19 protein-coding genes are annotated in these 18,802 nt (G+C 72.5%); 10 read left to right on the top strand and 9 right to left on the bottom strand.

Going from position 1 to position 18,802, the window contains the following annotated elements; translation table 11 throughout:
- Positions 1–89: 89 nt before the first annotated feature.
- A complete protein-coding gene (locus ACZ7MF_RS05425) occupies positions 90–1,772 on the bottom strand; it encodes a DUF3152 domain-containing protein (RefSeq protein WP_471474645.1) in 1,683 nt (560 codons plus the stop codon).
- Positions 1,773–1,780: 8 nt separating this feature from the next.
- Positions 1,781–2,848: an alpha/beta fold hydrolase gene (locus tag ACZ7MF_RS05420; protein WP_471474643.1), complete on the bottom strand. Its 1,068-nt coding sequence runs from the start codon at positions 2,846–2,848 to the stop codon at positions 1,781–1,783.
- 233 nt (positions 2,849–3,081) lie between these two features.
- Here ACZ7MF_RS05420 and ACZ7MF_RS05415 point away from each other — a divergent pair, with 233 nt between their 5' ends.
- The 4 genes from ACZ7MF_RS05415 to ACZ7MF_RS05400 all read left to right on the top strand — a co-directional run bounded on the left by ACZ7MF_RS05415 (position 3,082) and on the right by ACZ7MF_RS05400 (position 4,983).
- Positions 3,082–3,309 carry a hypothetical protein gene (locus ACZ7MF_RS05415; protein ID WP_471474642.1) on the top strand — a complete coding sequence of 76 codons (228 nt, stop codon included), beginning with the start codon at positions 3,082–3,084 and terminating at the stop codon, positions 3,307–3,309.
- Positions 3,310–3,484: 175 nt separating this feature from the next.
- Positions 3,485–4,126, top strand: a complete 642-nt coding sequence (locus ACZ7MF_RS05410) for a TetR/AcrR family transcriptional regulator (protein WP_030400709.1) — start codon at positions 3,485–3,487, stop codon at positions 4,124–4,126.
- A gap of 142 nt (positions 4,127–4,268) precedes the next feature.
- Complete coding sequence (locus ACZ7MF_RS05405; RefSeq protein ID WP_016327219.1) at positions 4,269–4,496, top strand: DUF3107 domain-containing protein; 228 nt, start codon at positions 4,269–4,271, stop codon at positions 4,494–4,496.
- 217 nt (positions 4,497–4,713) lie between these two features.
- Positions 4,714–4,983 carry a hypothetical protein gene (locus ACZ7MF_RS05400; RefSeq protein ID WP_471474640.1) on the top strand — a complete coding sequence of 90 codons (270 nt, stop codon included), beginning with the start codon at positions 4,714–4,716 and terminating at the stop codon, positions 4,981–4,983.
- Positions 4,984–5,058: 75 nt separating this feature from the next.
- Here ACZ7MF_RS05400 and ACZ7MF_RS05395 read toward each other — a convergent pair whose 3' ends face one another.
- Positions 5,059–5,832, bottom strand: a complete 774-nt coding sequence (locus tag ACZ7MF_RS05395; RefSeq protein ID WP_356856559.1) for a ferritin-like domain-containing protein — start codon at positions 5,830–5,832, stop codon at positions 5,059–5,061.
- A gap of 505 nt (positions 5,833–6,337) precedes the next feature.
- Here ACZ7MF_RS05395 and ACZ7MF_RS05390 point away from each other — a divergent pair.
- Both ACZ7MF_RS05390 and ACZ7MF_RS05385 read left to right on the top strand, forming a co-directional pair.
- Positions 6,338–8,923 (top strand): DEAD/DEAH box helicase, encoded by a 2,586-nt coding sequence (locus tag ACZ7MF_RS05390; protein WP_471474639.1) that lies wholly within the window; start codon positions 6,338–6,340, stop codon positions 8,921–8,923.
- A gap of 110 nt (positions 8,924–9,033) precedes the next feature.
- The gene (locus ACZ7MF_RS05385) at positions 9,034–9,930 is read left to right on the top strand and encodes an alpha/beta fold hydrolase (RefSeq protein WP_471474638.1); all 897 of its coding nucleotides are present in this window, start codon (positions 9,034–9,036) and stop codon (positions 9,928–9,930) included.
- A gap of 42 nt (positions 9,931–9,972) precedes the next feature.
- Here the strand turns inward: ACZ7MF_RS05385 and ACZ7MF_RS05380 are convergent, their stop codons facing one another.
- Positions 9,973–10,869 (bottom strand): NYN domain-containing protein, encoded by an 897-nt coding sequence (locus tag ACZ7MF_RS05380; RefSeq protein ID WP_471474636.1) that lies wholly within the window; start codon positions 10,867–10,869, stop codon positions 9,973–9,975.
- Positions 10,870–11,113: 244 nt separating this feature from the next.
- Here ACZ7MF_RS05380 and ACZ7MF_RS05375 point away from each other — a divergent pair, with 244 nt between their 5' ends.
- Complete coding sequence (locus ACZ7MF_RS05375) at positions 11,114–11,266, top strand: hypothetical protein (RefSeq protein ID WP_007444413.1); 153 nt, start codon at positions 11,114–11,116, stop codon at positions 11,264–11,266.
- A gap of 68 nt (positions 11,267–11,334) precedes the next feature.
- Here ACZ7MF_RS05375 and ACZ7MF_RS05370 read toward each other — a convergent pair whose 3' ends face one another.
- The 3 genes from ACZ7MF_RS05370 to ACZ7MF_RS05360 form a co-directional block, all read right to left on the bottom strand.
- Positions 11,335–11,940 (bottom strand): MarC family protein, encoded by a 606-nt coding sequence (locus ACZ7MF_RS05370; protein ID WP_003973815.1) that lies wholly within the window; start codon positions 11,938–11,940, stop codon positions 11,335–11,337.
- A gap of 64 nt (positions 11,941–12,004) precedes the next feature.
- Positions 12,005–12,862, bottom strand: a complete 858-nt coding sequence (locus tag ACZ7MF_RS05365) for a PHP domain-containing protein (protein WP_471474635.1) — start codon at positions 12,860–12,862, stop codon at positions 12,005–12,007.
- Between the two features lie 193 nt (positions 12,863–13,055).
- Positions 13,056–13,706 (bottom strand): DUF6758 family protein, encoded by a 651-nt coding sequence (locus ACZ7MF_RS05360; RefSeq protein WP_471474634.1) that lies wholly within the window; start codon positions 13,704–13,706, stop codon positions 13,056–13,058.
- Positions 13,707–13,856: 150 nt separating this feature from the next.
- On the opposite strand from ACZ7MF_RS05360, the gene ACZ7MF_RS05355 reads away from it, so the two are divergent.
- A complete protein-coding gene (locus ACZ7MF_RS05355; RefSeq protein WP_471474632.1) occupies positions 13,857–15,080 on the top strand; it encodes an MFS transporter in 1,224 nt (407 codons plus the stop codon).
- A 52-nt stretch (positions 15,081–15,132) separates the two neighbouring features.
- On the opposite strand, the gene ACZ7MF_RS05350 is transcribed toward ACZ7MF_RS05355, so the two are convergent.
- Positions 15,133–15,729: a suppressor of fused domain protein gene (locus ACZ7MF_RS05350; protein WP_471474631.1), complete on the bottom strand. Its 597-nt coding sequence runs from the start codon at positions 15,727–15,729 to the stop codon at positions 15,133–15,135.
- A 511-nt stretch (positions 15,730–16,240) separates the two neighbouring features.
- On the opposite strand from ACZ7MF_RS05350, the gene ACZ7MF_RS05345 reads away from it, so the two are divergent.
- On the top strand, positions 16,241–17,356 hold the full coding sequence (locus tag ACZ7MF_RS05345) for a magnesium and cobalt transport protein CorA (protein WP_471474629.1): 1,116 nt from the start codon (positions 16,241–16,243) through the stop codon (positions 17,354–17,356).
- 32 nt (positions 17,357–17,388) lie between these two features.
- Positions 17,389–17,901 carry a hypothetical protein gene (locus tag ACZ7MF_RS05340; protein WP_471474628.1) on the top strand — a complete coding sequence of 171 codons (513 nt, stop codon included), beginning with the start codon at positions 17,389–17,391 and terminating at the stop codon, positions 17,899–17,901.
- 29 nt (positions 17,902–17,930) lie between these two features.
- On the opposite strand, the gene ACZ7MF_RS05335 is transcribed toward ACZ7MF_RS05340, so the two are convergent.
- Positions 17,931–18,668, bottom strand: coding sequence for a hypothetical protein (locus ACZ7MF_RS05335; protein WP_471474627.1), 738 nt, complete (start codon positions 18,666–18,668; stop codon positions 17,931–17,933).
- Positions 18,669–18,802 lie beyond the last annotated feature (134 nt).

The raw sequence follows: 18,802 nt of genomic DNA, 5'->3' as shown, positions 1-18,802 counted from the left end.
ACGGTCGTAACTTTCCCGTGCGAGGCGCGTTCGGTCGCGCTAAGAGATCAAGCAGTCACCACACGTGAGGCGCGGGCCCGAACTGCCCGTCAGCCGTTCGGGTAGGCCCAGGCGTTGGGGCGGCAGTCGATTCCGTCGTGGTCGACGAATTTCGTCTGCTGCTGCATGACCGGGGCGAGTTCGCCGTCCTTGTCGCAGGTGACGTGGTTGTAGCCGATGCGGTGACCGACCTCGTGATTGATCAGCATCTGCCGGTAGGCGTAGATCGCGTCGCCGTACGGTGCGGCGCCCTGGGCCCAGCGGTAGGCGTTGATCATCACGCGCTGGGTGGCGGCCGAGTCGCAGGAGACGTTGTCCTCGGTGGTGTCCAGGCCCGACTTGGCGCACCACTCGGCGGTGGTGCCGGGGCTGGCCAGCGTGATGACGAAGTCCGGCCGGCCCGATTCGACGCGCTCGAAGGTGCGGGCGCCGTTGTGGGCCCAGCTCCGGTCGTCGTTGAGGGTCTTCTGCACGGCCTCGGCGAAGAGTTCGCCGTCGAGGCCGAGCCCCTGCTCCACGTCGATGCGGTAGGTGTACTTCTGCCCCTTCCCGGTCCCCTTGGCGATGCCGGGGATCGCGTCGAACTTCCCCGAGGCCTTGAGGGTGGCGCCGAGCGGGTACCTCTTGCCCATCTTCTGCTCGTACGTCAGCGGTTTCGCGGACGCGGACGCGGAGGGCGTCGGCCGTTCGTCGTCCCGGGACGCCGGGTCGTGGGCACCGCGGGCCTGGTCGGTGGCGGACTGCGCGCGCATGTCGCCCCCGTCCGACCCGTCGGCGACCTGACCGGCCACGACGACGGCCAGCACGGTGGTGACGGCGGCCGCCGCGATACCGGTGAAGGTCCGGCCCTTGGCCCCCTTGACCGGTGCGGGTTCACCCGTGGGCGGCTCGTCGTCGGCGTCCGCCTCGGCACCGACGGGGGTGCCGCCGCCTCCGGAGGCGCCCCCGTCCGCGGCGCTCCAGTCGGTGACGGAGGCGTACGGGTCGGCGGGCCGGGCCGCACCGGGGGTACGACCGCGGGGGCGGACCGCGAAGACGTCCTCGTCCGCGCCGAAGGCGTCCAGGTAGTCCTGCCGCGGCCCCTCCGCCGGCGCCTGCCGCTGCCTCGGGAAGGGCGAGGCCGGTGCGGCCGGCGAGGGCGACGCGAAGGACGCTGAGGACGCGGGGGCCCCGGAGCGCGGTCCCCCCGCCGGTCCGTACCCGGCACCGGGCCGCCCGGCCGGCTCGCCCCAGCCTCCGCCGGGTTCCCGCTGCTCGGGGTGACCGCCCCGGACCCGCGGCACGCCGTGTGCCGGGGTGCCGTCGGGGTACCTGGGGACGCCACGGGCCGGCGTGCCGTCGGGGAACCTCGGGACGCCCTGCGCGGGCGTACCGTCCGCCGTCCGCGGAAAACCGTGGGCCGGCGTCTCGTCCGGGAATCGTGCGCCCGGGCTTCGCCCAGGGCCGGGACCGGGGCCCGCGTACCCCTGGCGGGCACCCGGGACGTCGCCCGGAGCCGCCCCGCGTGGCGCCGCCCCCTCGACCCCCTGTGACTGGTGGGGCCACTGCGGCTGATGGGACCCTTGTGCCCCCTGTGACTGGTACGGCCCCCGTGGTCGGTACGGCCCTTGTGGCTCCTGCGACGGCCCGTTCGTCCGGCGCGGGTCGGGCCGACCGGCCCGGTTCTCACGTGTTGCGGCGGTGTCCGCGGCGTCTGCCTTGGGGGCGGGCCCGCGGCGGCTGTGGCGTCCCACGTCGCGCCTCAGCCTCCTGATGTCTGGTTGGCGGGCTCGCCGTCGACGGCCCCGTCGGTCCTCTCGCCACCCGCCGGCTTCCCGGTGCCCACCGTGTCCGCGGTGCCCACCGTGTCCGAGGGAGCCGCGGTGTCCGCGAGGAGTTCGCGGAACGCCGTGGCCACGGCCTCCGGATACTCCATCATCGCCACGTGTCCCGCGTCCGGCAGGGTCAGCAGCCGGGAGTCACGGAAGGCGCGCGCGGCCCGCTGGGCCATGCGGTGGCCGACGAGTTGGTCCCGTCCACCGTAGACCAGGAGCGTGGGTGCGAGAACCCGCTCGGCCTGTCGCCACAGTCCGTACTGCCCGCCCACCGTGTACGCGTTGACGAGTCCCCGGGTGGAACGCGCCATCGCGTCCCAGAAGTACGGCAGCCGCAGCCGCCGCTCCATCTCGTCCACCGCGTCGCGCAAGCCTTCCGGCGTCACCCGCCCCGGATCTCCGTAGCAGAGCGCCGTCACGCCACGGACCCGCTGCTCCGCGGTCCACTCCCGGGTGAGCCGGTTGAACAGCGGAACCACCCCCGGCAGCGCCAGCAGCCCCGTCGGTACGGCGCTGCGCTGCACGCGGATCTCCGGCAGCGCGGGCGACACGAGGGTCAGCGTCCGCACGAGGTCGGGACGGACTGCGGCGACGCGGGTGACGACGGCGCCGCCGAGCGAGTTCCCGAACAGGTGCACGGGACCGCGCCCGGACGCGTCGAGGTGGCGGACGACCGCGCGCGCGTGGCTCGTGATCGAGTAGCCGCCGTCGTCCGGCGGCGGGGAGTCGCCGAAGCCGGGCAGGTCGAGGGCCTCGCTGTGGACCACGTCGTCCAGCAGCGGCATGAGCGCCGACCAGTTCAGCGAGGAGCCGCCGAGACCGTGGACGTAGAGGGCGGGCGGCAGTCCCTCGCGGGCGGGCCGTCTCGACCGCACCGTCAGGGTGATGCCGGGGAAGTGGACCGACCTGAGCCGCTCCCCGTCCGCGACCCGGACGGCCGCGACCTTCGGCAGCACGTTGGCGGGCGGCACGGACGGCGGCTCGGTCGAAGGCATGCGGCAATATTACGAGATGATCACGCAGTGGCTCATGTGTTCGCCGTCACAAGCGGTGCTGCGGCGGCGCGTCGGCGGGGTACGGATGCCGTCGACCCCGGCACCGGAACCGGGCACGCAAGACCGGGACCGGCGACGCATGGCGTCCGGATCGGGTGTCTCCTAGGCTCGTGAAGTGGGCACCCGCGTGTGACCCCTGCACCCCGGGGACGTCCGTAGGAAGGGAGCCCAGCATGACCGTCGATCCGACCGACCCCGACACCTTCGACGACGAGGCGCAGGCACCGGATCCGGAGGACCGCGACGTCGAGGCGCCCGACGCCGACACCGCCGAGCAGCGGGCGGACGTCGGGCAGGAGCGCGACGAACCGCTGACCGACGTCGAGCCGGACCGCGCCAACGAGGCCGACCTGGCCGAGCAGGCCCGGGTCGTCTCGCACGACGAGGACGACTACCGCTGAATCCCCGGAAGGGAGGCCGATCTTTGCCCGGTCTGACCCCTTTTGAAACCTGTTGTGCGGCTTTCGTCACCGTCCGGTCCGTGAAATTCTGCGCTCGCAGCACACACACCACGGTTACCGAAAAGTACGATGTCGACGCGGCGCACACCGCACGAGGACGACTATGGGAGGCGGCGTGACAGCCATCGAGCAGACAGAGGCGGTACGCCCGCGGGGCACACGCCTTCCCCGCCGAGCCCGACGCAACCAGCTGCTGGGCGCCGCACAGGAAGTGTTCGTGGCCCAGGGCTATCACGCGGCCGCGATGGACGACATCGCCGAGCGCGCCGGTGTCAGCAAGCCGGTGCTCTACCAGCACTTCCCCGGCAAGCTCGACCTCTACCTCGCCCTGCTGGACCAGCACTGCGAGGCGCTGATCCAGTCCGTGCGCAGCGCGCTCGCGTCGACCTCCGACAACAAGCAGCGCGTCCGGGCGACGATGGACGCGTACTTCGCCTACGTCGAGGACGACGGCGGCGCCTTCCGCCTGGTCTTCGAGTCGGACCTGACCAACGAGCCCGCCGTGCGCGAGCGCGTGGACAAGGTGACGAACGAGTGCGCGGAGGCGATCTGCGACGTCATCGCCGAGGACACCGGCCTCTCGCGCGCGGAGTCGATGCTGCTGGCCTCGGGGCTGGGCGGTCTCGCGCAGGTGGTGGCGCGGTCCTGGCTGCACAGTGACCGCAGCGTGCCCCGCGACCAGGCGGTGCAGTTGCTGACCTCGCTGGCCTGGCGGGGCATCGCCGGCTTCCCGCTGCACGGCACCGAGCAGCACTGAGGGCCGCGGCGCCGGTTCTGTTCCCGCCGGCTGTTCGCTCCTGGCGTTCTCCGACGCTGCGTGTACGTCCCCTCACCGGGCTAATGTGTGCTGGTACGGCGCGGAAGATCGCGCACTTACTGACCGTCGGAGGGACATAGCCGTGGAGGTCAAGATCGGCGTGCAGCACGCGCCCCGCGAGATCGTTCTGGAGAGCGGTCAGAGCGCCGACGAGGTCGAGCGCGTGGTGGGCGAGGCACTGGCCGGCAAGTCGCAGCTGCTGAGCCTCGTGGACGAACACGGCCGCAAGGTCCTGGTGCCGGCCGACCGGCTCGCCTACGTCGAGATCGGCGAGTCGGCCCCGCGCAAGGTGGGCTTCGGCACGCTGTAGCCGCCGGACGCGGGACGACGGACGTAGAACGGGCGGGGCCCGGCGGTAACACACCGCCGGGCCCCACCCGTCTTCCCGTTCTCGGACCCGGCCGCCCCCACTCCCGTTCACGGGCGGAGCACAGTTCACCCACAGGGGGAGGATTGCATTCCGCAGGTCAGGGGTAAGTCGGCTGTGACCGTTTGGGGCAGGCCGGCCATGTGGGAGGGACCCAGACATGATCTTGGAAGCGCTCAGCGCCGCACTCCTAGGCCTAGCTCTGGCATGGGCCGCCGCGCACCGTCTGCCCCACCGCCTGCCCGCCCCGCTCCTCGTCCTGCCGACCGGCATCGCCGCGGCCCTCTTCGGAGCGTTCGTCACGCACACCGCGCTGGGCGCCGGAGGGCTCGTGCCGGTGCTGCTGGGTTCGGCGGCGGTCTCCGCGGCCTCGCTGTCGCTGCTGCTGCGCCCCGCGGGCAGACTCCGTCGCAGTTCGGCGACCGCCTGACCGGCAGGCCGCCGTACCGCGTCGGGCCCGGGTGACGCGTCAGGACCGGACAACGGCGCCCGGCCCGGGACGGCGTCAGGCCGCCAGCCCCAGCGCCGCCATCCGCTTGGTGTGCGCCTCGGTGATCCGGGAGAACATCTTGCCGACCTCGGCGAGGTCGAAGCCGTCCGCGACCCCGCCCACGAGCATGGTCGACAGCGCGTCCCGGTCGGCCACCACCCGCTGGGACTGCGAGAGCGCCTCCCCCATCAGCCGCCGCGCCCACAGCGCGAGCCGCCCGCCCACGCGCGGATCGGCGTCGATCGCCGCGCGCACCTTCTCCACGGCGAAACCGGCGTGCCCGGTGTCGTCGAGCACGGCGAGGACCAGTTCGCGGGTGTCCGTGTCGAGGCGGGCGGCGACCTCGCGGTAGAAGTCGCTGGCGATGGAGTCGCCGACGTAGGCCTTGACGAGACCCTCCAGCCAGTCCGAGGGGTCCGTCTGCTTGTGGAAGCCGTCGTAGGCGGCCACGAACGGCTCCATGGCCCCCGTCGGCTCCTCACCGATCTCGGCCAGCCGGTCGCGCAGCCGCTCGAAGTGGTGGAACTCCGCCGACGCCATCTTCGCCAGCTCCGCCTTGTCCGCCAGCGTGGGCGCCAGCTTGGCGTCCTCCGCGAGCCGCTCGAACGCCGCCAGCTCGCCGTACGCGAGCGCGCCGAGCAGGTCCACGACCGCGGCGCGGTACTGCGGGTCGGCCGCGGCCGTCGCCCAGTCGCGGGCGGCGACGGGGGTGGCTGCGGCGGTACCGGCGGTTCCAGCGGTCTCGGCGGGGGCGTCTGCGGCGGTGCCAGGCTTGTCAGAGCTCGTCATGCAGCGCACAATAGCCCGCTCTTCGGCGGTGGTAAGGCCCTGGTCAGTCAGTGTGACGACGACTACGTGAGCAAATCGGCCATCGCATGTGCGCGAATCCGGGGTATGGTGGTAATGCGCCTGCCGAGTATGTGACGTACGGGTACGTGACATCGTCGTCGGGCCGCACGCATGAGGATGCCCGGTCGGTGGCCCGATCGGCTCCGACCCGACAGCCCTCCCTGCCGTCCGCCACACTGCGTACGGAATCCGGAGGGGGACCCTCAGTGGTACGAGCGCTGGAGCGTCGACAGAGGTCCCGTGTCCTACGGCTCGATCCGTAAGGCAGCCGACGTCCCCGACACGGTCCGGCACGACCCGCGCGCTCGCCTCGCACCACGTACACAGAAGAGGCAGCACCCTGACTACGACGTTCCGATCCCTCGGGATCCTCCCCGAGACCGCCGAAGCCCTCGAAGCCGTCGGCATCACCGCTCCCTTTCCGATCCAGGAACTGACGCTCCCCGTGGCCCTCTCGGGCACGGACGTGATCGGCCAGGCCAAGACCGGCACCGGCAAGACGCTGGGCTTCGGCCTTCCGCTCCTCGAGCGCGTCACCGTCCCCGCCGACGTCGAGGCGGGGCGCGCGGCGCCCGAGTCCCTCACCGACGCGCCGCAGGCCCTCGTCGTCGTCCCGACCCGCGAGCTGTGCCAGCAGGTCACCAACGACCTCCTGACCGCCGGCAAGGTCCGCAACGTACGCGTCCTCGCGATCTACGGCGGCCGTGCCTACGAGCCGCAGGTGGAGGCCCTGAAGCAGGGCGTCGACGTGATCGTCGGCACCCCGGGCCGCCTGCTGGATCTGGCGGGCCAGAAGAAGCTGAGCCTGAAGCACGTCAAGTGCCTGGTCCTCGACGAAGCCGACGAGATGCTCGACCTGGGCTTCCTGCCCGACGTCGAGAAGATCATCAACATGCTGCCGGCCCGGCGCCAGACCATGCTGTTCTCGGCCACCATGCCGGGCGCGGTCATCGGGCTGGCCCGGCGCTACATGTCGCAGCCCACGCACATCCGCGCCACCTCGCCGGACGACGAGGGCGCGACGGTCGCGAACACGAAGCAGTTCATCTACCGCGCGCACAACATGGACAAGCCCGAGATGGTGGCGCGCATACTGCAGGCCGAGGGCCGTGGACTGGCCATGGTCTTCTGCCGCACCAAGCGCACGGCGGCCGACCTGGCCGACCAGCTCAAGCAGCGCGGCTTCGCCTCCGGCGCGGTCCACGGCGACCTCGGCCAGGGCGCCCGCGAGCAGGCCCTGCGTGCCTTCCGCAACGGCAAGGTGGACGTGCTCGTCTGCACCGACGTGGCCGCGCGCGGCATCGACGTCGAGGGCGTGACGCACGTCATCAACTACCAGTCGCCGGAAGAGGAGAAGACGTACCTGCACCGCATCGGCCGCACCGGCCGCGCGGGCGCGAAGGGTACGGCGATCACGCTGGTCGACTGGGACGACATCCCGCGCTGGCAGCTGATCAACAAGGCGCTGGACCTGGGCTTCAACGACCCGCCGGAGACGTACTCCACCTCCCCGCACCTGTACACCGACCTCGGCATCGCCGAGGGCACCAAGGGCGTCCTGCCCCGCTCGGAGCGCACCCGCGCCGGGCTGGACGCGGAGGAGCTCGAGGACCTGGGCGAGCCGGGCGGCCGCGGTGGCCGCGGGCGTGGCGACCGGGGTGGCCGGGGTGGGCGCGACGACTCGCGTTCCGGCGACCGCGAGCGCGAGCGCGACCGTTCGTCCCGTACGACGCCGCGTCGCCGCCGTCGGATGCGCGGCGGTGCGCCGGTGGACGCGGAGGCCTCTGTGGCCCCCGCGGCCGAGGCCGTGACCGGTGGTGCGGACAGCGCCGCCGACGCGGGCACCGACAGCGTCACGGGTCCCCGCACGCTGCGCCGCCGGCGCCGTACGCGCAACGGTGAGCCGTCGCGCCGCCCGGAGACCGCCGCGACGCCCGACGCCCCCGTGACACGGGCCGCCGAGGACACCGCGCTCGCGCCTTCCGGGGCGACGGTCGTCGAGACGGTGGAGACCACGGAGGTCGCACCGGCTCCGGAGGCCGCGGAGGCCCCGGCGAAGCCGCGCCGCCGCCGCACCCGCAAGTCGGCCGAGGCCCCGGCCGCCCCGCTGGAGACCGCTCCGACGGCGACGGCCACCGAGGAGTCGATCGTGGCTCCGGCCGTCGTCGAGGCCCCGGCTGTCGAGGCTCCCGCCGAGAAGCCGCGCCGCCGCACCCGCAAGGCCACGGCCGCCGAGGCGACGGTCGACACGGCCGAGGGAGCGGCCGAGCCCGCGTCCGAGCCGGCCGAGGCCAAGCCGCGCCGCCGGACCCGCAAGGCGGCCGAGCCTGTCGTAGAGGCTCCGGACGCCGAGGCCGAGGCCAAGCCCCGCCGCACCCGCAAGACGGCCGCCACCAAGACGGCCGCCGCCAAGGCAGAGGCCGCGGCCGACACCGCCGAGGCCGCGGAGGCGAAGCCCAAGGCCCGCCGCACCCGCAAGGCCGCCGAACCGACCGAGGTCACCGAGGCCGCGGCCGGCATTCCGGCGCAGCCGGAACAGGCTCCGGAAGCGGCCGAGGCCAAGCCCCGCCGCACCCGGAAGACGGCCGCCACCAAGACGGCCACTGCCAAGGCGGAAGCCGCGGCCGACACCGCCGAGGCCGCGGAGGCAAAGCCCAAGGCCCGCCGCACCCGCAAGGCCGCCGAGCCTGTCGTAGAGGCTCCGGACGCCGAGACCGAGGCCAAGCCGCGACGCACCCGCAAGACGGCCGCCGCCAAGGCGGAAGCCGCCGCGGACACCGCCGAGGCCGCGGAGGCGAAGCCCAAGGCCCGCCGCACCCGCAAGACGGCCGCGGCCGTCGAGGCCGCCGCCGAGATTCCGGCTCAGGCCTCGCAGGAGCCGGAGGCTGCGCCGCGGCGCCGGACCCGTAAGGCCGCGGCTGCCGTCGAGGCACCCGCGACGGAAGCCGACACGGCGGAGGCGAAGCCGAAGGCGCGCCGCACCCGCAAGACGGCCGCCGCCGCGCAGCCCGCGGACGCCGGCGAGAGCTGATCCGCGCCGCTCGTCCCACACCGTCGGCCCGGTCCCGCGACCCACGCGGGACCGGGCCGACGGCGTTGGGCGTCGTCACTGCCGTGCGCATCGCCCGATAGCCTCTGCCCGTGAGCAGGAACGCCGCCTTCAGCCCGCCCCCGGACGCCCGCGCGTACCGGCTGCGTACCGCGCGCGGCGAGTTCGCCGTCGTCGACTCGCCCGTGGCCGCCGGGGTCGCGCCGAGGGGTGTGGTGATGATGCTGCCCGGCTTCACGGGGAGCAAGGAGGACTTCACGCTGCTGCACCGGCCGCTCGGGGCGCGCGGCTACCGCACGGTCGCCGTGGACGGACGGGGGCAGTACGAGTCGGACGGTCCCGAGCACGACGAGGCCGGGTACGCGCGGGCCGAACTGGCCCGGGACGTGCTCGCGCAGGCCGCCGCCCTCGGGACGCGCGTGCACCTCGTCGGGCACTCCCTGGGCGGCCAGATCGCCCGGGCCGCCGTCCTGCTCGACCCCGCCCCGTTCCTGTCCCTCACCCTGATGTCCTCGGGCCCGGCGCGGATCTCCGAGTCGCAGCGGCAGCGGGTGAAGCTGCTGCGGGACGCGCTGGACACGATGACGATGGCGGAGGTCTGGAAGGTGATGCAGGCCATGGGACCGCCGGAGGAGGTGGGCGCCCCGGCCCCCGCCCACGGCCCGGAGGATCCGGAACGGCTGCGTGAGCGCTGGCTGGGCACCAGGCCGGCGCAACTGCTCGCCACGGGACGCCAGTTGTGCACCGAGCCGGACCGTGTCGCCGAGCTGGCCGCCGTGCCGCTGCCGTTCCACGTGCTGTCGGGCGCCTACGACGACACCTGGCCGGTGCCCCTCCTGGACGAGATGGCCCTGCGGCTGGACGCGCGCCGGACGGTCGTCGCGGGCGCCGAGCACTCCCCCAACACCGACCAGCCGCTGCCGACCGCCCGCGCCCTCGCCGACTTCTGGGACGACCACCCCGTGCCACCCCGGCCGTACGTGCGCTGAGGCCGCGGTGGCTCTCCTGCGACCCGCCCCGCCGGACAGGCCCTAGTACTGCGCCCGCAGGTGCTCCCAGAAGCCGTCCCGCAGCGCCCGGCGCAGGTCGGCCTGGCCGCGCAGCGAGTACTGCAGCAGTCCCTCGGCCTCCACCAGCAGGTCCTGGTCCACGGAGCCGGGGAGGTAGGGGTGGCCGGGGAGCAGCTCGACCAGGGACTCGCGGCCGCGGGCCGCCAGCCATTTCGCCGCGATCTGCGCGCCCACGAAGCGGACGTCCTCCCGGGCGGGGCGGGTGAGGCCCGTCGCCTCGACGGCGGCGGCCGTGCGCCGGGAGACGTACGGCTTGAAGAAGTCGAGGTCGAGGGTGCGCTGGCTGTCGACCTCCCAGAGCAGCGGCTCGGCCTGGTTGCGGCCCTCGGGGGACTCGATGCCCCACAGGTGGACGCGGGCGCCGTACCCCTGGGCGGCCTCGACCGCCGACACGAGGTCCTCGTCGCCGCCGAGCAGGGCCGCGTCGCTGATGGCGCGGTGCCGGGCGAGGGACTCCAGGTCGGTGCGGATGAGGGAGTCGACGCCCTTCTGCTGGTTGTTGGCGTTGAGGTTGCCCAGGCGCACCTTGACGTCCGGCAGCTCGGCGACGGTCTGCTGCTCGGCGGTGTGGATGCGGCGGCGGGCGCCGTCGTACCAGTACACGCGCAGCAGGCGGCTGTCCGCGAAGATGGTGCGGGCCTTGTCGATGAGGGCCTCGATGAGCCCCTCGGCGTCCAGGTCGAAGGCCCGGCGGTCCTCGGTCCCGGCCACCAGTCGCCCCGCCGCCGCGTACAGGTAGCCGGCGTCGACGAAGATCGCGTGGGTGGAGGGGGTCTTCGCCACCTCGGCGAGCATGCGCTGGAGCAGCTCGTTCGTGCGATCGATACGAGCGTTCAGGGGCGCGAGGTCGTCGTTCATCGCCTCCATTGTCCCGGCGGTCACGCTACGAACACAACCGGTCCCGGTCAGTCTTGTACGAGACACCTATCGCGCGGTAACAAGCGACTTACTTGTCAGTAATTAGTCGTGCGAAAAATTTCCTTAGCGTAGGGAATGTTTGCAGAGGGCATCCCGTTGACCACTACGGAAGCCCGGGCACCGACGACCCAGGAGCCACACCAGTAGTTCTCCTCAGGAGGATGACCAGATCAAGGGAGAGGCCATGCGCTTTGAAGTCATGCGACTCGACGACGTCGACGGGACCCCCGTGGACACGACTGTCGTGGACGCCGCCTCCGTGAACCGCATCGTTCAGCAGGCCGCCGCCATCGGGCAGCGCCTGTGGATCCGCCCCGCCGACACCTCGGCCTTGTAACGCGGACCGTTTGCACATGCTCAGGGCCCCCGTACGGAACACCGTGCGGGGGCCCTGTCGCTGTGCGCTCACGCGCCCTGGATCACCTGGGTGACGCCGTTGATGATCTGCTGCACGGCGATCGCGGAGAGCATCATGCCGGCGAGGCGGGTCACCAGGACCACACCGCCGTCCTTGATGACCCGGATGATCAGCAGCGAGTACCGCATCACCAGCCACAGCACCACGTGGATGGCGAGGATCGCCGCCCACACCGAGACCTGCGTGGTCACGCTGTCCGCCTTCTGCACGGCCAGGATGACCGACACGATCGCGCCGGGCCCGGCGAGCAGCGGCATGCCCAGCGGTACGAGGGCGACGTTGACGTCCTTGGTCTGCTTGGGCTCGTCCGTCTTGCCGGTGAGCAGGTCGAGGGCGATCAGCAGGAGCAGCAGCCCGCCCGCGATCATCAGGGCGGGCACGGAGACGTGCAGGTAGTCGAGGATCTGGTGCCCGAGCAGACCGAACACCGTGATCACACCACCGGCGACGCAGACCGCCTGGAGGGCCATCCGCTTCTGCACCTTGCCGGGGCGACCGGAGGTGAGCGCGAGGAAGATCGGGGTGATCCCGGGGGGATCCATGATGACAAAAAGGGTCAGGAAGAGGGAGCCGAAGACGGCGACGTCGAACATGGGTGAGCTACTGGCCTTGCGGAGGAGTGGGAAGGGTGGAAGGGGGTCGTGCGGGAGGTGAGGCTCAGGCCCCGCCGGCCCCCGGCACGGGAAACGCCCCGAACGCACGTCGCGTGATCTCCCCGTACACCTCGGGGTCGGTCGTGTACTCGCCGAGCACGCAGGTCTTCCGGCTGCCGTGGTAGTCGCTGGAGCCGGTCACCAGGAGCCCCAGCTCCTTCGCCGTCCCGCGCAGCCGTGCCCGCGTCGGCGCGTCGTGGTCCATGTGGTCGACCTCGATGCCGTCGAGTCCGGCGGCCGCCAGGTCGGCGATCGCGGCCTCGGACACCGTGCGGCCGCGCTTGGCGGCGGCCGGGTGGGCGAACACGGCGACCCCGCCCGCCCCCTTGATCAGCCGGAGCGCCTCGAAGGGGTCGGTCTCGTGCTTCTCCACGTGGGCCCGGCCGCCGTCGGCCAGCCAGTCCTGGGTGAAGGCGTCGTTCACGGTCGGGACGACGCCCAGTTCCACGAGGGCGGTGGCCACGTGCGGCCGGCCGACCGAGCCGCCACCGGCGATCTTGGCGACCTGCTCCCAGGTGACGGGCACGCCCAGTTCGCTCAGCTTGGCGACCATGGCCCGGGCCCGCGGCACCCGGTCGTCCCGGACCAGCTCGCGCTCGGCGAGCAGGGCGGGCTCCTCGGGGTCGAAGAGGTAGGCCAGCATGTGCATGCTGACGCCGTCGAGGCGGCAGGAGAGCTCGGCGCCGGTGACGAGGGTGAGCCCGTCGGGCAGCGCGGCGACGGCCTCGGCGTGGCCGCGGGTGGTGTCGTGGTCGGTCAGCGCGACGACGTCGAGTCCGGTCGCGGCGGCCTTGCGCACCAGCTGGGCCGGGGTGTCCGTGCCGTCGGACGCGGTGGAGTGGGTGTGCAGATCGATGCGCACGACGCTGACTCCAAGCGGTGACGGGACGGAAGGGGACGCTCAAGGATAACCGGAACTCGGCCCCCGGCCGTCACACCCGCAGCGCCCCTGCGCCCCCTACGCTCCCCCAGCTCCTACGCGCGCTCCACGCCCCCTCTACCCGCCCTGCGCGCCCACGAGTACGGCCCGCCGCCCCGCCCGCCCCCCGGCGGCGCTACGGCGCCGTCGGCTCGATCAGCCGCGGCGACAGCGCCCCGCACGGCACCAGGTCCACCTCGGCACCGGCGTCCCGCAGGTCGGTCAGCACCAGCTCCTCGTACATCAGCAGCCCGGACCGCTCGGGCCACACCACGGCCCACAGCCACATGCCGAGGGCCTCCCCGGCGAAGACGGCGCGGTCGACGGGACCCCCGGAGACGTGCCAGAGGGGGGTGGGGCGGCCCGCGGCCAGGACCTTGACCTGGGGCGGCTTCTCGACGTCCAGGTACGGTCCGGGGTCCGGGCCGTCGAGGCCCGCGTACCGCGCGCCGAGGCCGACGCCGAGTTCCTCGGCGACCAGGATCAGCTCACCGATGCCCCCGAGCGGGCCCGGCCCGGAACAGGCGACGGCGGTCGCGCGGCCCCCGGTGCGGTCGTCGCCCGCGCAGGCCACGCCGGTGAAGAGCCAGCCGACCGGCAGCGGCCAGGGCATCCACAACGGCACCTGCGTGCGGTGCACCACGACGCCGAGCGCCTCGACGCTGGGCGGTATCACGGGCTGGACCGGGTGCACGGTGCCGTGCAGGTCGCACTGCCAGGAATCGGCGAAGAGGCCGGGAGCCCTGACCCGGCCACCACACTTCGGGCAACTGGGTTCGCCCCTCATAGAGCCCCACGGTCCTACCCTCGCTCCCCCACGTCAAGGACGATCACCCATCCGCAGAACTAGGTGCATGTTGCATTAATTAGCAGAGCTAACTTACTATGTGTATACACCAACCATTCGGCATCGTCTCGTCGGCATTGGAGAGCAAGCATGGATCCCTTCGACGCGGGTGCGGGCGGCATCCTGCGGCAGCCCAAGGCCGTGTGGGCGACCGCGGGCGCGTCCGTCGTGGCCTTCATGGGCATCGGGCTCGTGGACCCGATCCTCCCGTCCATCGCCAAGGGCCTGGACGCGAGCGCCGGGCAGGTCTCGCTCCTGTTCACCTCGTACTTCCTCATCACCGCCCTGGCCATGCTGGTCACCGGCTTCGTCTCCAGCCGCATCGGCGGCCGCAAGACCCTGCTGCTCGGCCTGGCCTTCGTCGTGGTCTTCGCGGGCCTCGCCGGCACCTCCGACACCGTCGGCCAGCTCGTCGGCTACCGGGCCGGCTGGGGCCTGGGCAACGCGCTCTTCGTCTCGACGGCCCTCGCGGTGATCGTCGGCGCGGCGGCCGGCGGCAGCGCCGCCGCGATCCTGCTCTACGAGTCCGCCCTCGGCCTGGGCATGGCCTGCGGCCCGCTGCTGGGCGCACTGCTCGGCGACGCCAGCTGGCGCTACCCGTTCTTCGGCACGGCCTTCCTGATGGCGATCGGCTTCCTGTGCATCACGGTGTTCCTGAAGGAGCAGCCGAAGCCGGCCCGCAAGACCTCGCTGCTCGACCCGATCAGGGCGCTGGGCCACGGCGGCCTCGCCTCCGCCGCGGTCTCGGCGTTCTTCTACAACTACACGTTCTTCACCGTGCTGGCCTTCACGCCCTTCGTGCTGAACATGACGCCGTACAAGTCCGGCGCCGTGTTCTTCGCGTGGGGCGTGCTGCTCGCCGTCTTCTCGGTCCTGGTGGCGCCGGGCATGCAGCGGCGCTTCGGCTCGCTCAAGGTGCTCGGCGGCTCGCTGGTCCTGCTCGCGGTTGACGTCCTGGTCCTGGGGTACGGCAACCACACCGCGGCGATCGTCTGCACGATCCTGTCCGGCGCGTTCATCGGCGTGAACAACACCGTCTACACCGAGCTGGCCCTCGGGGTCTCGGACGCGCCGCGTCCGGTGGCGAGCGCGGGCTACAACTTCGTGCGCTGGTTCGCCGCGGCGGCCGCGCCCTTCTTCGCGCCGAAGATCGAGGAGTGGACCGACGTCCACATCCCGTTCGTGGTGGCGGCGGTGACCGCCCTGCTCGGCGCGGTCGTGGTCTTCGTACGGCGCCGGGCGCTCACGCACGAGGCCGAGGAGCTGGAGCCGAAGCACGCGGCCGAGGACTCGGTCGCGGTGTTCGCCGACTGACCGGCCTCGCCAACGGGCGGGACGCTCCGGTGAGTTACGTCACCCGGTCGGGTCAGTCCAGGGGAACGGACCTGCGCGAAGGATCACGCAGGTCCGTTCCGTGGTTCAGCCAGCGCTCCTGGAGGGCGGGCGCTCCGTGCACGCGCTTCCAGGCGGCCTCGTTCGGCGTCATCGGCAGCAGCGGCAGGAACCGCACGGGGTCCAGCGGGGCGTCCAGCTCCAGGTCCTCGACCAGGCCCCCCGGCTCGGCGACCAGGACCGAGGTGAACGGGGCCCCGGGCCACAGCGGCTCACCGACGTCCAGCGATGCGCCGGGCGCCACGATCACGCCCTCGACCTGCGGGGACGCGGCCAGTACGGCGAGCGGGCGCAGCACCTTGTCGGTGTCGGCCGGCCCGGAGCGCACGGAGAGCACCAGCTCGGCCCGGGGGCCCTTGACCGGGTCGGCGAGCGCGGCCGTGGGGTCCGCCATGGGCTGGGCCGACATGCCGAGGGTGGCGTAGCGGACGACGTCGCCCTCCTGGCCGGCGGCGGGGAAACGCAGCACCTCGATGCGGTCGGTGCCGAGGAAGGTGACCGCCGCGCGCGCGTCCGGCTCACCCAGCGCGCTGTGCAACCGGGCCTCGACCAGAGGAAGAACATCAGCCATGCGGCGAGCATAGAACTCGTCGTGAAGAGGCAAAGCGGCGCCTTGACACGTCGGGTGACTGGTACTCTGGCCCAGCGGTTCGGGGCAGCACGCAGAGCGTCGCGATCAAGTCCCCGACTCTGTGAACACTCCCCTACGGGGAACCCCTCCAAACAAGGGGAATGGATCGTCCCTCACGAGGGACCGGCCGGAGGAGGTGGGGCTGGCATGGACCGAAGTCGACCGTGCAGTACCACCCGCTCTTCCGGCCGCTGACGCAGCCGCACCGGCTTTCTTCCCGTCGCCGCTGTCCGTACGCGCGCCCTCGCAAGGAAGAGCACTTCGTCTCGTTTTGCCTGACCCGGCCGTCGGTCCGGATCAGCAGCTGAATCTGCAGCGAAGTCGGCCACCGCGACGGTGCGGTGCCCCCCGCTTTGTGGACGCGCCGAGCACGCGTGGTCTGGACGTCCTCATTCCGGGTGGTTCCACCCGTCTCCGGCCTCGTTCGCTGCCCGCCGCGAAGGAGCCTGCCATGTCGATGATCCGTGACCTGCGCGCCGCGGTCCGCCCGTCCCGCGTCTCTCTGCGCAAGGACGGCGGCGCCTACGACACCACCCGTGACCCGGCGACGGCCTCCGCCGTCGTCGACTGCGCCGTCTACCGCAACGGCACCCGCGTCGAGACGGACGTGCCGCTGACCCCGCACACGGCGATGCGCCAGGTGCGCCGCGACGGCGGGTTCGTGTGGATCGGCCTGCACGAGCCCACCGAGGACGAGTTCGCCGGTATCGCCCGGGAGTTCGGGCTGCACCCGCTGGCCGTGGAGGACGCGGTCCAGGCCCACCAGCGGCCCAAGCTGGAGCGCTACGACGACTCCCTGTTCACGGTCTTCAAGACCGTCCACTACGTCGACCACGACCAGCTCACCGCCAACAGCGAGGTCGTCGAGACCGGCGAGGTCATGTGCTTCACCGGGCGGGACTTCTTCATCACCGTCCGGCACGGCGGGCAGGGCTCGCTGCGTGCGCTGCGCCGCCGCCTCCAGGAGGACCCGGAGCTGCTGCTCAAGGGCCCCTCGGCGGTGCTGCACGCCATCGCCGACCACGTCGTCGACGGCTACATCGCGGTCGCCGACGCGGTGCAGGACGACATCGACGAGGTCGAGACGGAGGTGTTCTCGCCGGGCCGCAAGGGCTCCCCGCGCGGTACGGACGCCGGACGGATCTACCAGCTCAAGCGCGAGGTGCTGGAGTTCAAGCGGGCGGTGGCGCCGCTGCTGCGTCCCATGCAGCTGCTCAGCGAGCGGCCGATGCGGCTGATCGACCCGGAGATCCAGAAGTACTTCCGGGACGTCGCCGACCACGTGGCCCGGGTGCAGGAGCAGGTGATCGGCTTCGACGAACTGCTGAACTCCATCCTCCAGGCCAACCTGGCCCAGGCGTCCGTCGCGCAGAACGAGGACATGCGCAAGATCACCTCGTGGGCCGCGATCATCGCCGTACCGACGATGGTGTGCGGCGTGTACGGCATGAACTTCGACTACATGCCGGAGACGCACTGGAAGTTCGGCTACCCGCTGGTCCTGTCCGTCACGGTCGCGCTCTGTCTGGGCATCCACCGCACCCTCAAGCGCAACGGCTGGCTCTGAACCCGCCCGGGGCCCCTGGATAGGCTGACCGCATGACAAGCGAGCTGCTCGACCAGGCCCTCGTCGAGGAGGCCACCAAGAAGTCCGGCCTCGTCTGGGTCAAGGGCCCCGGGGTGCCCGCCCGGGCGCTGTGGCACGTCTGGCACGAGGGCGCGGCCTGCGTCGTCGGCGACGGGCCGGGCGAGCAGCCGCTGCCGGGTCTTGCCGACGGGGTCGCGGCCGAGGTGACGGTGCGCAGCAAGGACAAGGGCGGCCGGCTGGTCTCCTGGGCCGCGCGTGTCGTCGAGTTGCCGTCCGGTTCCGAGGCGTGGCAGGCGGCGGTCGGCGACCTCAAGGGCAAGCGGCTGAACGCCCCGGACGGCGAGGCCATGACCGACCGCTGGGCCCGTGAGTGCCGGGTGCTGCGCCTGGAGCCGACGGGGAGCACGGCGCCGCTGCCCGACGCCTCGCTGGCCGAGGCACCGCTGCCGAGCCCGGCGACGACCCGGCAGCCGGTGCCGGCGGGGCTGCCGCGTCTGCTGCTGAAGCGCCGCAAACGGCGCTGACGTGCGCTGACGGCCCCGGGACGCCTCCCTCAGGAGGACGGCAGCTGTTTGCCGTAGTCCAGGGTGTCGTCCTTCGCCGGCTGCTCCAGCGCGAAGTCCTTGTTCCAGTCCGAGAAGCCGATCGTGCCCGCGCTGCCCGCCCGCACCAGGCGCAGCGGGTACGGGGTGCCCTCCAGGGAGACGTCCAGCGAGCCGCCCGCGCCGTCGTCGCCGGTGATCCGGATGGTGCGCACGCCGGCCTGCTCGTGGCGGCCGTCCGTCTTCACCGTGCCGTGCAGGGTCAGCAGACCGCCGAGGAGGACGTCCTTGTCCGTGAAGCCGCTGAACTTCTTGTACACGGGGTCGCTCTGCGGCACCTTCACGTACTTGCCGGCGAGCTTGTCGGCCGCCTTGGCGTCACCGTCGTCGTGGCTCCAGAACCCGGCGTCCGCCTTGAGGAAGAGCTGCTCGCCGACGCGCAGCAGTCCGAACGTGGTCCCCTCGGCGGCGACCGACCCGGTCCCTCCGTCGGCCTTCAGCCGCATGTCGAGGGTGTACGTGTTACCACCGGCGTCCACCGTGCCGTGCAGACGCACCGTGTCGGCGGTCTTGGCGGCCGTACCGGCCTTCGCCTGGATCTTGTCGGCCGGGAGCTTCCCGAGGCCGTTGGTGCCCGCGTCGGGGTCCTCGCTGCTGCATCCCGTCAGCCCGGCTCCCGTCACTGCCAGGGCGCACACCGCGCCCAGCCAGGCGGCCCTGCGGATTCGGCGCCGGGGAGTCACAGACACAGGTGGGACTGCCTTTCTGACAGGGCTGACACGGGGCCGACGGACGTCGGCATCGCGCCGACCGGGCCAGGCCGCAGCGTACCGGGGCCGTGCGGACCGAACGGAGCCAGTCCGTCCGGACCGGCCGCCAGGGC

The organism is Streptomyces sp. NPDC111628, assembly GCF_055635195.1.
Note: the sequence above shows the minus strand (reverse complement) of the source record. Positions and strands in the feature narration are given on the sequence as shown.